The organism is Chitinophaga barathri (assembly GCF_003807585.1).
Taxonomy (GTDB): domain Bacteria; phylum Bacteroidota; class Bacteroidia; order Chitinophagales; family Chitinophagaceae; genus Chitinophaga; species Chitinophaga barathri.
In genome coordinates, this window is record NZ_RMBX01000016.1 from 134317 (window position 1) to 149568 (window position 15252).

Genomic DNA, 15252 nt, shown 5'->3' on the forward strand with positions numbered 1-15252 from the left:
CCAATCACCTAAACCATCAGTTTATGCAAACACTCACTTTGGATCGGGCATTGTACTGCCCTTTCCCGGCGCGTATTAACGCCATGGTTGATGCGGTAGAAGAGCATACCGATCAATGGACCCTGGCCTTTGACCTGCACCGCGGGGACTCTTTCCTGGAATACAAACGGAGCGCTTTCGGGCACATGACCAGCCGGTTTTATCCCACCGCGGGTTTCAAACGCTTGTGTATTACGAACGACCTGCTGGTGCTCCTCTTTTTGCTGGACGACATGCTGGATCACGAGTCCGGGCCCGATGCCCCGCCGGTGAACTTTGAGCAGCTGGCTAAACAGTTCTGCAACGTACTGATCCACGACGAGGCGCATACCTACAAAAGCGGGCCGGTACTGGCTGCTTTGAGCGATGTGTGGCGCCGGATGCGCGAGCTGTGTAATGCGGAGCTGAAAGGGCAGTTCATCCAGGATATCGTGCTGCTGTTCAAAGCCATCAAATGGCAGAACCAGAATGCCCAATCAGGCATCATTCCTTCCCTGGACGAGTACAGCCACTGGCGGCCTTTATTCGGCGGCGCTCACCTGGCGGCCAGCCTGATTTTTTTTGCCGAAAACACACAAACTCCTTTGAACACTTTCCGTAAAAAGCCCCTGGACCTATTGACGACATTATGCGGCCATCTTGGCTGCTGGGCAAACGATCTTATTTCCCTGCAAAAGGAACAGGGGCATGGGGATTTTCACAACCTGGTGCCTATTCTGCAAAATGAATACGGCCTGACGGAGGACATTGCATCCGACAGGGCGGTGCAGATCCACAACCAGGAGATGCGGGATTTCCATATGCTGTACAAGCGGCTGGACTATTATGTGGGCAAACAAAAAGACATCGGCACGTACATTACGGACCTGGCGATGATCGTACGGGGCAACCTGGACTGGTCGTTTATCGATTCGGAGCGGTATAGCAGCAGGGTGAACATGATGTAGGAAAATAAGAAGCCGGTAGGGGACGATTGAGATAAAAAACAGTAAGGCGGCTGAGCGGCGATGGCTGAGCCGCCTTTTTTTGATTAATAGTATATTCTCCTATAGCCAAAGTATACGGTACGTATAGGATACGTAAAGGAGAGGTATAGGAGAGCGTTGAGAGAAGACTGTTAAAATAGTACCAGGAGGTTGCCGTTTTCCGGGAAAATGAAGGCTGAATAACAAAAAGGCCGCCTCTTTTGAGACGGCCTTCAGGCATTTTGGAGCGGAAAACCGGGCTCGAACCGGCCACCCTCAGCTTGGGAAGCTGATGCTCTACCAAATGAGCTATTTCCGCTGGTAAGGAGGACAAATATACAGCGTCCCCTTCAAAAAATTAACATTCCGTCATCTTGTTGAAAAAATTATTCCCCGGCTGTTGCGGGAGCAATCAGGAAAAGTGCTGACGCTAACAGGCCGCGGCCGCCCCGGTCTTTAACCTGGAAAGATACGCGCTGGGCGTTTCGCCGGTGATCTTTTTGAAGTAATTGTTGAAGGAGGACTTGGCCTTGAAGCCGCATTCAAAGGCAATCATGAGGATGTTTACCGGCAGGTTCTTCTGGTAGATAGCCGTCATTATTTCCAACGCACAGGAAATACGGTATTCGTTGATATATTGATAAAACGGTTTCCCTGCATACACATTCAGCGCCTCGGATACATGATATTTGCTTTCGCCGATGGCGGCGGACAGTTTATCGAGGCTGAGGTCCGGGTCCAGGTAAAGTTTGGTGGCGGCAAGATGCTGATCCAGCTTCTGGAGTATTTTTTTATGTTCCGTTTCCGCCAGTTGTATTTTTTTGGGAACAGGTATTTCCGCTTCCGTCACCTCCTCAATATCCGGAAGCAGCAGAATCGGTGCGGGCGCCGGGGTGCGCGCTCCCGGTATACCCGCATATTTAAACCGCAGTATTTCGATGCAGATAACCGACAACAATATGTAACAGATATTCCGGCAAAGCAGCATGCTTTCCATGGAAGGCCCAGTGAATAAACTGATCGTTTTAAAAATGGCCCCAGTTACCGCCACGGCCAGCATCAGTACGCTGATGTGCAATACCAGCTGCCGCTCCCCTTTTGCCTGGATGAGGCGTAGCTTCCGGAAAATAATGAGCGGGTAAAACGCGCCGGATGCCATAAACAGCCATGTGGATGTATCGTTATACACCTGTAAAGCACGGTGCCCTACCGGCACATCCGCCAGCAGCAGGCAGAATACCGTCAGGTAACCGATGGCGGCCAGCACAAAAGGAATAAAAAGGTACATCCGCGTGGCGGGGATAAACTTATCGTCCAGCAGCTTCAGCACATATAAATAGGCCAGCGGCCCGTAACAAAAACCTATAAAAGTATTCATCTGCGTACGGATTTGCAGGTCCTCCACAAATGAATAGATATAAAATTTGATACCCAGGTGCGTGGCAATGCAACATAACAATACGACCAGCAGGGCATCCGCTTTGTTGCGGAATTTGTTTTTCCACAACAGCAAAACTGCTATCAATGCCTGGAATGCGCCTATTGAAATTACATATAACATACCCCGGATTCTGGGTTAAAATTAGAGCTATCGTATTATGCGAATGTTAACTCAAACGATTTACGCCGCATTTAGGGCATTGGTAATAATTTGGTAACACCCTCTAACTAAATGGTTTTCAATACATGCACGTACTATTGCATCGGAATGGTCTTCCTGGGGTACAGGTACATCTACCCGGTCGTATGGCTTCCGCCGGTTTCTGACTTTTGGAGAAAATTTATCAACTATGATCGCTGGCTTTAAACAAATCCCTATCACCATTTTTATGCTGACGCTCGTTTCAGCGGCGAAAGCACAGACCGTCAAAGGAGTGGTAAGCGGAAAAGACGGGCAGCTGCCCGGGGCAACTGTTCAGGCACCCGTTACCAGGCAAGGCACCGCCACGGACCTCAACGGGAGTTTTACCCTTAACACGCAGGCTACAGGAAAGGTAAAGATCATTGTTACCTATATAGGCCACGAGGCCCGGACAATAGAACTGGATGTAAAAAAAGGCATTACAGACGCCGGCATCATCCAGCTGGAACCAGCCGGCCAGATGAAAGAAGTGTTGATCAAAGGCACCATGGCGCCTTCGCAGCTGAAGGCGCTGAGCATCAAAAAAAATTCCCTCGCGATCATGGATGTGATTGCGGCCGATGCGATCGGCAAACTGCCGGACCGTAATGCCGCCGAAGCCGTGCAACGTGTGCAGGGCGTGGCAGTAGCCCGCTATCACGGCGAAGCGGACGCCGCTACCGTACGCGGTACGCCTTTCGCATGGACCTCCATCCTTTTTAACGGCAACCGCCTGCCGAGCGCCAACGTAATGGGCAGCCGCAATTCCGTGCTGGATGCCGTGCCTTCTGAAATGATCCAGTACGTACAGGTGTCAAAAGCCATTACGCCGGACATGGAAGGCGACGCTATCGGGGGATCCATCAATTTTATTACCCGCACCTCCCCCGCCAAACGCCAGCTGAACGTAAGTGCGGCCGCCGGTTACAATACTTTTTCAAAAGACGGCACATACAATGGTTCTGTCGTTTACGGCGACCGCTTCTTTAAAAACAAGCTGGGCGTAATGCTGGCTGCCGCCATCTGGAACCGGCAGTGGGGTACCGATGCCTTTGATGTATCCTACAACACCGGGCTGAGCGATCCCGGCCAGCGGAAGTCCATCAGCACCGTGATGCTGAAACGGTATATGGGCAAACGACAAACCTATGGGGCGAACCTGGGGCTGGATTATACCTTCAACGCGGGCAATAAGATATTTATACGCGGCCTGATGGACAAGTTCAACGACATCCGCCCGGTATACGAATCCTACGTGGATTACAACAACAGCCAGTACCAGTACAATTACCGCTATTCCTATTACCAGACGGTGCTGAACGGCGCGGAACTGGGCGGCGAACATCAGCTGGGAGCCAAAATAAAAATGGACTGGACCGTGAGCAATTATTACACAAAATATTTCCTCGAAACACCTCCGACCAATTCCAATAAAGGGTTGCCCATCTCCACTTTCAGGCAAAAGATCACGGGCGGTTTCACCAATCTCTCCTCGGATGGAAAACGTTACTGGGGCTTCGACTCCAATGACGGGAAAGGCGGCGCACCCCTGTCTTTCGACCCGGGAATAAAAGACGCCGGCGAAAAAATGGATCCTTCCAAACTCACGCTTCAGCAGCTCGTCATCGCCCAGCTGGACACCCGGGAGGAAGACAAAACGGCGCAGCTGAATTTCAGGTTCAACCTCAGCAGCAAGATACACCTGAAAGCAGGCGCCAAATACAGGTATAAAGACCGCAGCGGTATGTTCGGGTCCAGCATCGTATACCTTGCCGGGGCTTCCCTTGGCATTCCGCAATCGCCCGCCCTACTGCCGCTGAGCCAGCTGGAACGCACGGACTTCCCTATGCGCGGCGGTTTCTTTAAAGGCATGGACGGGAATTATGATTCCTATGCCATCAATCCGCTCACCAAACAGCAGCTTTTCGACCTCCTGGATACTGCCACCCTGCGCAAAAACGGGTTCATGAACGTGACACCGAAAACCAATCCCACCAATATTTACAGTGGCTCCGAAGCGGTAACGGCCGGTTATGCCATGGCTGAAATAGACGCCAGCGACCGTTTTAAGATCGTGGCCGGCGTGCGGAACGAATACACCACCTTTACCCTTCACGGCACCAAAGCGACCACCGCCGGTACACCCGCCGCCACCACGCTCAGCCCCGTAACGGTGAACAATACGTATAACGCGCTGCTGCCGATGATACACCTGAAATACAACATCAATCAGCAGGCCAGCCTGCGCGCAGCGTACACCCGTACGTTCGTCCGCCCGAACTTCTCCGACCTTACCCCAGGTGAATCGGTGGACAATACCAAAAATCCCGTTACGATCACCAAAGGCAACGTGGACCTGAAACCCACTTTCGCCAGCAACTTTGACCTGATGGGGGAATATTATTTCAAAAACATCGGCCTGCTGTCCGGCGGCGTGTTCTATAAAAAGATAAAAGACGTGGTGTTCAGCAACAGGATCAATTTTCAGCAGGACGGCCAGAACTACACGCTGACGCAGGCGCAGAACCTCAGCGATTCCTGGCTGATAGGCGCGGAAGCCGGCATCAACAAAAGACTGGACTTCCTTCCCGGTATCCTCTCCGGCCTTGGCGTGGAACTGAACTATACTTTTATCAACTCCGAAGTAAAACCCACCGGCACCTACACCACTACCCTGCCCAACCAGAGCAAACACCTGTTCAACAGCATCCTGTTCTACGAAAGGAAAGGCGTAATGGTACGCCTGGCGGGTAATTACCGCGGGGCTTCCGTGGAATCCATCAACCAGCAGCTAGGCCCGGACTTCTACACTTATACAGACCGGAACTTCACCGTGGATGCCTCCGCTACCGTCAATATCACCTCTTCCATCCGTGCATTCGTGGAGCTGAACAACCTCACGAACGAGCCGCTGAAAGTATACATGGGCAGCCGCAACAGGATCGTCAGTAACGAGTGGTACGGCAGCCGCGGGCAGGCCGGTATCCGTTGGGACATTATCAAATAATTTTAAACTGGTATAGAAAATGAAAAAATTGATTCTTGTTTTTTCCATGCTGGCCCCCGTAGTGGCGTTTGCACAGCTGGCGGACAGCACGCAGCGGCTGGTGCGTATGCAGGGAGCGCTCAACTTCCGGGATGTAGGCGGTTATAAAACCCGTGACGGGAAAACGGTGGTCACCGGGAAGGTATTCCGCTCCGCCGATGTAAGTAGGCTTACAGACCAGGACCTGAAAACCCTCGAAGAAAAACACATCCATACTGTATTCGATTTCCGGGGGCGGAAAGAAGCCGCCGCCGCGCCGGATCACATATTGCCCGGCAGCAGGTACACGCTTTGCCCCGCTGGCAGCGATAGCCTGCCCAATGCCGCTATGATGGCGGACATTATCAAACAGGGTGGTTTTCTCGAAAAATTCTACAGCAATGTAACCCCGCTGGGAGAGCGGTACAAACCCCTGTTCCAGGAATTGCTGGTGTTGCCCGCCAATGAATCCGTCATGTATCATTGCACCGGTGGCCGTGACCGTACCGGCATGGCTACGGCTTTGTTCCTCTACGCCTTACAGGTGCCGCAGGATGTAATAGAAGCGGACTTTACCGCCAGCAACGTATACCTGGCACCGATGAACGCCCGGATGTTCCAGGGGCTCCAACAGATGACCGGTATGACCGAACAGCAGATCAGCAAAGCCATGGCGCTGAAACCGGAGCATCTCCGCAGTATGTTCAACTCTCTGAAAAACACCTACGGCTCCGTGGAAAATTTCTTTTCGAAAGAGCTGGGTATCGGGGAAAAAGAGCTTAGGACATTGCGTGAAAAATATACGATGTAAGAATGCCTGTTATAAAAACAGCCACGCCGGTTCTCCCCGCGTGGCTGTAAATGCCTCCGCCAACAGCGGGGGCATTTTTAGTGCTCAGGTTCCTTACACCTCCGGTGGGATCGCCATCCTTACCTCCACGATCGCTCCAACTTCGATAATGGGGCATCCTTTCGCGATTTCCACAGCTTCTTCGTAATCATTTGCTTTGATCAGGAACAGGCCGCCGATGGATGCTTTTTCTTCCGCATACGGACCGTTTAACACCATGTCATTTTGTTTTACCACCCTTCCGTCTGTATCCCAACGTTTGAGGGGATTCACGAGTTTGTCCTGCGCGGCTATGCCGGCTATCCAGTCCTGGTAAGGCTTCAGGGCAGCCTTCATTTCCTCGGCAGACGGCTTTGGGTCTTTGCTTGTCAGATCACGGTGGATCGCTACCAAAAATTCATTCATGTTTGCTTTTTTAATTGATTTATAAACGGTTTCGGTATTGAGGCGGTTCTATCCGTTTTGGTTTGAGTGGCTGTTCTTTCATGCGGATAGTGTCGTCCAGGAATTCGCATCCCTCGCTCGTGTTTTTTTCCGGGGTGTTCGGGGGTTTGGGTTCATCCTCTTTCGGCGGAAATGCGGGTCTTTCTTTTTCGTTGTTTGAAATTGCCTTCTCCATCATTCAGCACTTAAAATGTTACTACATATTTTTTTTTCTTAGTGTATCGGCAATGATCCATTCGTCGAAACCAATGGCGCCGATACGGGCGCCCTCACCAGGAACGAGGGATTTGTCATCGGGCTTCGCGCCGAAGTATAATGCCTCCACATCCGTCACCACCTGGCGGGGATCGCCGGTAACGCTCAGGTAGCGGCGTATCCATTCATCCATTCCCAGGCGTTTGGGGCCGGCTATTTCGATGATCGAATTGAGCGGTGTCCCCAGGCTTACATCTGCCACGGCGGCCGCTACGTCATCCGCCGCAATAGGCTGTACCAGCGCCGCCGGCAGATGCACGGCCTTTCCCTGATTGCCCGACTGCGCAATGGAACCGGCAAACTCGAAGAACTGCGTGGAGTGGACGATCGTATACGGTATGCCCGAATCCCTGACCAGGTTTTCCTGGGCCATCTTTGCCCTGAAATAGGCGCTGTCCTTCAGGCGGTCCGTACCCACGACGGACAATGCGATATGATGTTTTACGCCCGCTACCGCTTCCGCGGCCAGCAGGTTGCGGCCCGATGTGGTGAAAAATTCCATCACGGCATTTTCTTCAAATGATGGGGAATTAGCCACATCGATGACCACCGATGCGCCTTTCAGCGCTTCCGCCAACCCTTCGCCGGTAATGGTATTCACCCCGGTGGCCGGTGACGCCGTCAGCACTTCATGCCCAAGCGCGCCGAGCCTGGTGGCAACTTTTGAGCCTATTAGACCGCTGCCACCGATGATTACAATTTTCATGGTTCCTCCTTTTGGCCCTGTTTCTGGCCTTTTGTTAAAAATCTAACAGCGGCGGAACTAAACCTGTGCCACGAATTCAGCGGGTTGATTTGCAATATTTTAATTTTTAAAGCGGGAAATAAAATATTGGCATTTCAATAATTGTTGCGGAAAAACAGATGGTAGTATGTTGAAAGAGAATACTTTGTAATTTTCAAAAAGAACTATCGTAAATTTATCGGAGCATACCACCCATAAACCGTCCTTATCATTGAAACCAAAAATACTCATCGTAGAAGATCAGTTTATTGAAGCCAAAAGCCTCAATGTCATCCTGACCAATGCGGGATATTCCACCTGCACCATCGCAAGGTCTGTGGCCGTTGCATTGTCCGTCATCGAAAGGGAAAAACCGGACCTGGTCCTCGTTGATATTTTCCTACAGGGCGAAGGCACCGGTATTGACCTCGGGAAAATACTGCATGAGAAAAACATGGCGTTTGTTTACCTCTCCGCCAATTCCAACCGGCAGATACTGGACGCCGCAAAATCAACGAAGCCATATGGTTTTATGGTCAAACCCTTCCGTGCGAAGGATGTGCTGATCATGCTGGACGTGGCGCTGTATCTCCACCAGAACAGGCAGCCGGCAATAGACGCCGGTTCTTCAGCTAAAAAGAAACCGCCCACCGCGCTTCCTCCCGAGCTGAGCCAGCTTATCGGCAGCAGCCCGAAATTCAACGAAGTACTGGAACAGGTGAAAATGGTAGGCCCGATAGATACTTCCGTGCTGATACTCGGCGAAAGCGGCACGGGAAAAGAAATGATCGCCCATTCCATCCACAAGCTGTCGGCACGAAGGTTCAAACCGTTTGTGGTGGTGAACTGCGGCACGCTGCCCGCGAACCTGATCGAATCCGAGTTGTTCGGGCATGAAAAAGGCACGTTTACCGGCGCACTGGCAAAACGCATAGGCAAATTCGAACTGGCGGACGGCGGCACTATATTCCTGGACGAGATCGGGGAACTGCCGCTGGAACTGCAGGTGAAATTCCTGCGGGTGCTCCAGGAAAGGGAGATAGAACCGCTGGGCGGAAAACCCCGGAAGATCAATGTAAGATTGCTGGCCGCCACGAACAAAGACCTGGAAGAAGAAGTAGCCGCGGGCCGCTTTCGGATCGATCTGTATTACCGCCTGAATGTATTCCCGATGCGGCTGCCCGCCCTTCGCGACAGGAAATCGGACATCCCCCTGCTGGCGGACTTCTTCATAAAAAAATACAGCGAGGAAAAAAAACCGGTGCCCACGCTTTCCCGCAAAGCCACGGAAACGCTGATGGCCTACGACTGGCCGGGCAATATCCGGGAACTGGAAAATACCATCCAGCGGAATATCGTGATGACCAGCGGCGCCGTGATAGACCAGCTCGAAATTCCCACCTCAAGATTGTCCATCACGCTGCCCTCCACCGATAAAGACCGCTTCAAAACGATGATAGAGAACGAACGGGATCATATCATCTCCGTACTGGAAAGCTGCAACTGGAAAATATCCGGGAAAGGCGGGGCCGCCGAGATACTGGACATCAATGTCAATACACTGAATTCAAGGATCAGGAAACTGGGGATTCAAAAAGAGATCATTGCCAGGAAAAGTTAAGCCGCCAGGACACCCCCGTAAATCAACCTTCACCATGAAAACAGGGTTGCTGTTTATCTTTTTCATTTTGACAATGGGCGGGATCTTCACCGCCGAACAGGCCTGTGCACAACAGGCATCTTCCGGCTATTCCATCCCCTTGCAGCGCATGCAGCTGAAACATACGGCCGCGTATGTGTTTTTCTGCCTGAAAGGGCGGGTGGATATGGACAGTATTGCCATTATGGTCAGCCAGGGTGAAAACCTCCCCTATTCCCTCTACTATGACGAAGACTACAGGGAGGGGCCGGATGGCCGCGTGAAAGAACTGCTGGCATTAGGAAATGATTATCTCCACCGTTCCGGCGCACACAGGTCCGACCTGGAAAATGCTTATAACTTTTTATCCGCCGCCAGGCAGGAAGCGGACAAAACCGGGAACGTCTACTGGCAGAAAGCAGCTTTGGCCGCGCTGGGCAGGTATTACCTGCAAAACAACGAGCCGGATAAAAGCCGGCAATGTTTTACACTTGCCGTGGACCTCGCCCGGAAGACCAGCCATACTTCCTGGCTGGCCGGGGCACTGGCGAACAGGGGCATCGGCAATGCCTACAATGACCCGCAAAAAGAAACAGACTACAATGAATCCCTGAAGCTGTACAGGCAGCAAAAAGACACGGTAAAACAAATAGAGATACTGACGAAGATCTACGAGATCCATTTTGTGCAGGGGAAGTTTGATACGGTTGTAAAACAATTGCGGCATGTAACGGAGCTCGAAAAACTGGTGGGCTTCAGGCATATCCATTACAACCATTCCGTGCTGGCATCACTGGCGTTTTATACAGGGAGTTTTGTGGATATATTCCGGGAAGCCAAAACGGCCGTTGAGATCATGGAAACCAATGGCGATTACGCATTTTCCAATTTCATATACAGCGCGCTGGCCAATGCGTATGCAGGTTTTGACAATTATGAAAAAGCCCTGTACTGGTTAAACAAAGGTTTTCATAAAGAAGGACAGAATGTTTCAAAGCGGATCTGGTATGACAACTTCTATAATGTGACCCTGAACATCTCAAAATACGGGCACCCTCAACAGGCGCTGGACGCGATCCTGCCTGTCATCAAAAAATATCCCCCGGTGGCCATGCATGAAAAAATGCATATCGCCCATGTGTTGGGTTATAGCTATCACGACCTGAACCAGCTCGATCTCAGTGAAAAATATTATACCATCATGCTGCCCTACCTGGATTCCCTCCGGGACGATCCCGGGGAACAGGATCGTTTGTTTTCCGCGTACATGGACCTTGCTCTTTTCCGCATCACCACCGGCCAAACCGGCCTTGCCCGGGAGTATTCCACGAAAGCCAGGATGATCATGGACAGCAGCCAGGTATTCCAGGTGAAAAGGGTGCACTGGGTACAATACAAGCTCGATTCCAGCACCGGGAATTACCTCGGGGCGCTTGCCGAGAGATATGCCGCCGGCATCCTGGAAGACAGCGTTTTTAACATGAGAAAAACCAGGGAATTCACCGAAATGCAGGTGCAGTACCAAACGGAAAGCCAGGAGAAAAACATTCAACTGCTTGAACAGAAAGACAAAGCCCGGCTGGCCACGCTTCAGCGGACAGACCTGATCAAAAACTTCACACTGGCGGGCATACTGGCCATGATACTGGTCACCGTGCTGGTGTATATCCAGTACCGGAACAAACAAAAAAGCAATGAACAGATACAGGAAAAGAACCTGGAGCTGGAACAGCTGGTGAAAGACAAGGAATGGCTGGTGAAAGAGATCCACCACCGCGTGAAGAACAACTTTCACATCGTAGCCAGCCTGCTGGAGATCCAGTCCAGCTACCTGAAAAACAAAGAAGCCCTTTCCGCCATCAAAGAAAGCCAGAACCGGATACATTCCATGTCCATCATCCACCAGAAACTTTACCAGTCCGAAACGTTTTCCACGATCCATATGCCGGAGTACATCTACGAGCTGGTAGAGTACCTGCGGGAAAGTTATGCGATCCGGCAAAACATCCTGTTCGACCTCCAGGTGGAAAACATCGAGCTGAACCACTCTTCCGCCATTACCCTTGGCCTGATCCTCAACGAAGCGATCACCAATGCCATCAAATATGCCTTCCCGGAGCAGGAAGACGGGAAGATATCCATATCACTCAGCCGCATGTCCGGTTCCCAGATCCTGCTTAGTATTTCGGACAACGGTCGGGGGCTGCCCCAGGACTTCGGCCGTAACAACATTGGCGCTTCCATGGGCATGGAGCTGCTGCAGGGGCTTACGGACGATCTCGGGGGCAGTTTTACCATCCAGACCCGCGAAGGCACCCATATCAATATCCTCTTCAGCGACCTTGGCCGGAAAACCGGTGAAGCCCCGTTCAAAAGCTGACCCGTCCCTCCCCTCCTGATGATCATTTAGTTAAACCACGGTCCGTCCAACATATTCCTGTCATTCTGTCATTTTTTTATGTATTTTTGCAGTCCTAAAAATGAAGTCAGGACATGCTGGAAACAGTACAGAAAATACAAGATGAAAGCCGCCAGGGCGAGGCAATTGTCCCGGCCAATGGGGACACGCGCACTTATTCAAAAAAATTCTATATAGAAAGCTATGGTTGCCAGATGAATTTTAATGATTCTGAGATCGTAGCGTCCATCCTTAACCAGGAAGGTTTTGGCGCCACCCGCAACGTGGACGAAGCCGACCTTGTGCTGCTGAACACCTGTTCCATCCGTGAAAAAGCGGAGCAGACCGTCCGCCAGCGCCTTACCGAATTCAAAAAGACCAAAAAAAATAAACCCGGCTTCCTCGTGGGTGTACTGGGCTGCATGGCGGAACGCCTTAAAGCCAAGTTCCTGGAAGAAGAAAAACTGGTGGACCTGGTGGTAGGGCCTGATGCTTACCGTACCCTTCCCGCCCTGATCGAAGAGGCGGGCACCGGCCAGAAAGCGATCAACGTGCTGCTGAGCCGGGAGGAGACTTACGGGGACATCAGCCCGGTGCGGCTGGACAGCAACGGCGTAACCGCCTTTGTATCCATCATGCGGGGCTGCAACAATATGTGTTCCTTCTGCGTGGTACCGTTCACCCGTGGCCGTGAGCGCAGCCGCGATCCCTATTCCATTCTCGCTGAGGCAACCGATCTCTTTGAAAGGGGGTACCGCGAGGTGACCCTGCTGGGCCAGAACGTGGATTCCTATTATTTCGTGGATGAGGCGAAGGACGAAACCGTCACTTTTGCCCTGCTGCTGGAAAAAGTAGCCGCCGTCAGCCCGCTGCTGCGCGTGCGTTTTTCCACTTCCCATCCCAAAGACATTACCGATGAAGTGCTGCATGCCATGGCCCGCCATGAGAACATCTGCAATTACATCCACCTTCCCGTACAAAGCGGCAGCAACCGCATCCTCCAGCTCATGAACCGTACCTACACCAGGGAATGGTACATGAAAAAGATAGACCGCATCCGCGAGATCCTGCCTGACTGTGCTTTGTCCACGGACGTGATCACCGGCTTCTGCACGGAAACTGAAGATGACCACCAGGACACCCTGGCCGTTATGGATTACGCGAAATACGAGCTGGCTTATATGTTCGCTTACTCGGAAAGGCCCGGTACCCTGGCAGCTCGCCGGTATACGGACGATGTGCCCGAAGAGGTGAAAAAACGCCGTCTCTCCGAAGTGGTGGCCCTTCACCGCGGGCATTCGCTGGAAGGCATGCAGAAAGAAGTGGGTAAAACCTGCAAAGTGCTGATAGAAGGCGTTTCCAAACGTTCGGACGCACATTATTTCGGAAGGAATGATCAGAATAAAGTAGTCGTATTCCCCCGGGAAAATTTCCAGAAAGGGGATTACGTGATGGTTAAAATAGATGACTGTACGGCAGGCACACTGATCGGTACGATCGTGCCAGCCTAACAAAACTCAGGAAATGGACAATATTCAAAGCATCAAAAACCGCTTCGCCATCATCGGCAACTCGCAGGCGCTCAATTACGCATTGCAGGTGGCCGCCCAGGTGTCTAACACCGATCTGACGGTGCTGATATCCGGCGAAAGCGGTGTGGGTAAAGAAGTATTTTCACAGATCATACATGCGCTCAGCGCCCGCAAACATAATCCCTTCATCGCCGTGAACTGCGGCGCTATCCCGGAAGGCACTATCGACTCCGAACTGTTCGGCCACGAAAAAGGTTCCTTTACCGGCGCGGTGGACAACCGTAAAGGTTATTTCGAAACCGTGAACGGCGGCACCATCTTTCTGGATGAGATCGGGGAAATGCCCCTCGGTACACAGGCCCGCCTGCTGCGCGTGCTGGAGACCGGCGAATATATCCGCGTAGGTTCCTCCAAAGTGCAAAAAACAGACGTGCGCGTAATAGCCGCTACAAACCGGGACCTGCTGGAACGTACCGAGCAGGGCAAATTCAGGGAAGACCTGTATTACCGCCTCAATACCGTACCCATCCGCGTACCCTCCCTCCGGGACAGGAAAGAAGATATTCCCATGCTGTTCCGCAAGTTCTGCGTGGACTTTGCCGAACGCTACAAAACCACCTCCATCCAGCTGGATGACGAGGCGCGTGAACTGCTGGTCAATTATCCCTGGCCCGGCAACGTGCGCGAGCTGAAAAACATCGCGGAACAGATTTCCGTACTGGCGCCAGAAAAGCTGGTACACGCTGCGGACCTGCGCAAATTCCTGCCGGATCAGCCCGCCATGAACCGTCTGCCCGCCATCGTACCAGGCTCTCACAACGGCGGAGGGGACTTCTCCAGCGAACGGGACATCCTCTACAAGCTGTTCTTCGACATGAAGAAAGATGTAACAGAGCTCAAAAAAATGTTCTTCGACATCCTGCAGAACCCGAACATGGCACATGCCGCCGCGTTCCAGGAAGCCGCTCCCATGCATAATTTCCAGCCTGCGGAAACACCTGCCTCGCAGGCCATTATCGCTTCGCCGGCGCAGCCTTACATTATCCAGGACAGTAATAAGATAGACCATCACGAAGAAGTGGAGGAAACGCTGTCTATCGCGGACAAAGAAAAAGAGCTGATCGAAAAGGCCCTGAAAAAACACAAGGGGAAAAGAAAAGACGCCGCGCTGGATCTGGGGATTTCGGAACGGACTTTGTACAGGAAACTGAAGGAATACAACATCAATGAGTAATTACCCTATGTCAAAATACTGCTATCTTATTGCCTGCCTTGGCCTGTGGACCGTACTGGGCGCCTGTTCCATCAAATATTCCGCCGCCGGGGCGAGTATACACCCGGATGCGAAAACGGTACTGGTGAGGTTTATCGAAAACCGCGCCCCGCAGAACAATCCGCAGCTGAGCCAGCAGATCACGGAAAAACTCCGCCAGAAGATACTTGCGCAAACGCGTCTTACACAAACCAATGAGCAGAACGCCGATTATGAGTTCAAAGGCACGGTGACGGGATATTCCGTATCCAATGCCGCGGTGACGGACATCGACAAACCGGCCACGGCGCGTCTGACCATTACGCTGAACATTACTTTTATCAACCGGGTGGGAGATAAAAAGGGGTTTGCCAACCAGTCATTCTCCCGTTCCGCGGACTTCAACGCCTCGCAGTCGCTCAACTCGGCGGAAAGCCGCCTGTTGGCCGAGATCGTTCCGAACCTGGTGGACGATGTGTTCAACCGGGCGTTCGCCAACTGGTAGGGC

11 protein-coding genes and 1 tRNA gene are annotated in these 15252 nt (G+C 52.1%); 8 read left to right on the forward strand and 4 right to left on the reverse strand.

Translation table 11 applies throughout. From position 1 onward, the window contains the following. Positions 1–23: 23 nt before the first annotated feature. Positions 24–986 (forward strand): terpene synthase family protein, encoded by a 963-nt coding sequence (locus tag EG028_RS25595; protein ID WP_120519200.1) that lies wholly within the window; start codon positions 24–26, stop codon positions 984–986. Positions 987–1247: 261 nt separating this feature from the next. On the opposite strand, the gene EG028_RS25600 is transcribed toward EG028_RS25595, so the two are convergent. Next, positions 1248–1323, reverse strand: a tRNA-Gly gene (locus EG028_RS25600). 111 nt (positions 1324–1434) lie between these two features. After that, positions 1435–2565, reverse strand: coding sequence for a helix-turn-helix domain-containing protein (locus EG028_RS25605; protein WP_120519201.1), 1131 nt, complete (start codon positions 2563–2565; stop codon positions 1435–1437). Between the two features lie 229 nt (positions 2566–2794). Here EG028_RS25605 and EG028_RS25610 point away from each other — a divergent pair, with 229 nt between their 5' ends. Both EG028_RS25610 and EG028_RS25615 read left to right on the forward strand, forming a co-directional pair. Beyond that, a complete protein-coding gene (locus EG028_RS25610; protein ID WP_120519202.1) occupies positions 2795–5632 on the forward strand; it encodes a TonB-dependent receptor in 2838 nt (945 codons plus the stop codon). A gap of 19 nt (positions 5633–5651) precedes the next feature. Next, entirely contained in the window at positions 5652–6461 is an 810-nt protein-coding gene (locus EG028_RS25615) for a tyrosine-protein phosphatase (protein WP_120519203.1), read from the forward strand. A 93-nt stretch (positions 6462–6554) separates the two neighbouring features. On the opposite strand, the gene EG028_RS25620 is transcribed toward EG028_RS25615, so the two are convergent. Continuing rightward, positions 6555–6905, reverse strand: a complete 351-nt coding sequence (locus EG028_RS25620; RefSeq protein ID WP_120519204.1) for a YciI family protein — start codon at positions 6903–6905, stop codon at positions 6555–6557. Between the two features lie 235 nt (positions 6906–7140). Further along, positions 7141–7905: an SDR family oxidoreductase gene (locus EG028_RS25625; RefSeq protein WP_120519206.1), complete on the reverse strand. Its 765-nt coding sequence runs from the start codon at positions 7903–7905 to the stop codon at positions 7141–7143. A gap of 250 nt (positions 7906–8155) precedes the next feature. Here EG028_RS25625 and EG028_RS25630 point away from each other — a divergent pair, with 250 nt between their 5' ends. The 5 genes from EG028_RS25630 (at position 8156) to EG028_RS25650 (ending at position 15249) form a co-directional block, all read left to right on the forward strand. Continuing rightward, positions 8156–9544: a sigma-54-dependent transcriptional regulator gene (locus EG028_RS25630; RefSeq protein WP_120519207.1), complete on the forward strand. Its 1389-nt coding sequence runs from the start codon at positions 8156–8158 to the stop codon at positions 9542–9544. Between the two features lie 34 nt (positions 9545–9578). Then, positions 9579–11942, forward strand: a complete 2364-nt coding sequence (locus EG028_RS25635) for a tetratricopeptide repeat-containing sensor histidine kinase (RefSeq protein ID WP_120519208.1) — start codon at positions 9579–9581, stop codon at positions 11940–11942. Between the two features lie 113 nt (positions 11943–12055). Continuing rightward, positions 12056–13471, forward strand: a complete 1416-nt coding sequence (gene miaB, locus EG028_RS25640) for a tRNA (N6-isopentenyl adenosine(37)-C2)-methylthiotransferase MiaB (RefSeq protein ID WP_120519209.1) — start codon at positions 12056–12058, stop codon at positions 13469–13471. 13 nt (positions 13472–13484) lie between these two features. Further along, positions 13485–14726, forward strand: a complete 1242-nt coding sequence (locus EG028_RS25645) for a sigma-54 interaction domain-containing protein (RefSeq protein WP_120519210.1) — start codon at positions 13485–13487, stop codon at positions 14724–14726. Between the two features lie 7 nt (positions 14727–14733). Beyond that, on the forward strand, positions 14734–15249 hold the full coding sequence (locus EG028_RS25650) for an LptE family protein (RefSeq protein WP_162946638.1): 516 nt from the start codon (positions 14734–14736) through the stop codon (positions 15247–15249). The last annotated feature ends 3 nt before the right edge of the window (positions 15250–15252 follow it).

What these genes read in the sequence shown, in the direction of transcription:
- EG028_RS25650 (WP_162946638.1), top strand. Translation starts at nt 14,734, where the DNA reads ATGTCAAAATACTGCTATCTTATTGCCTGCCTTGGCCTGTGGACCGTA.
- EG028_RS25605 (WP_120519201.1), bottom strand. Translation starts at nt 2,565, where the DNA reads ATGTTATATGTAATTTCAATAGGCGCATTCCAGGCATTGATAGCAGTT.
- EG028_RS25635 (WP_120519208.1), top strand. Translation starts at nt 9,579, where the DNA reads ATGAAAACAGGGTTGCTGTTTATCTTTTTCATTTTGACAATGGGCGGG.
- EG028_RS25645 (WP_120519210.1), top strand. Translation starts at nt 13,485, where the DNA reads ATGGACAATATTCAAAGCATCAAAAACCGCTTCGCCATCATCGGCAAC.
- EG028_RS25595 (WP_120519200.1), top strand. Translation starts at nt 24, where the DNA reads ATGCAAACACTCACTTTGGATCGGGCATTGTACTGCCCTTTCCCGGCG.
- miaB (WP_120519209.1), top strand. Translation starts at nt 12,056, where the DNA reads ATGCTGGAAACAGTACAGAAAATACAAGATGAAAGCCGCCAGGGCGAG.
- EG028_RS25615 (WP_120519203.1), top strand. Translation starts at nt 5,652, where the DNA reads ATGAAAAAATTGATTCTTGTTTTTTCCATGCTGGCCCCCGTAGTGGCG.
- EG028_RS25610 (WP_120519202.1), top strand. Translation starts at nt 2,795, where the DNA reads ATGATCGCTGGCTTTAAACAAATCCCTATCACCATTTTTATGCTGACG.
- EG028_RS25620 (WP_120519204.1), bottom strand. Translation starts at nt 6,905, where the DNA reads ATGAATGAATTTTTGGTAGCGATCCACCGTGATCTGACAAGCAAAGAC.
- EG028_RS25625 (WP_120519206.1), bottom strand. Translation starts at nt 7,905, where the DNA reads ATGAAAATTGTAATCATCGGTGGCAGCGGTCTAATAGGCTCAAAAGTT.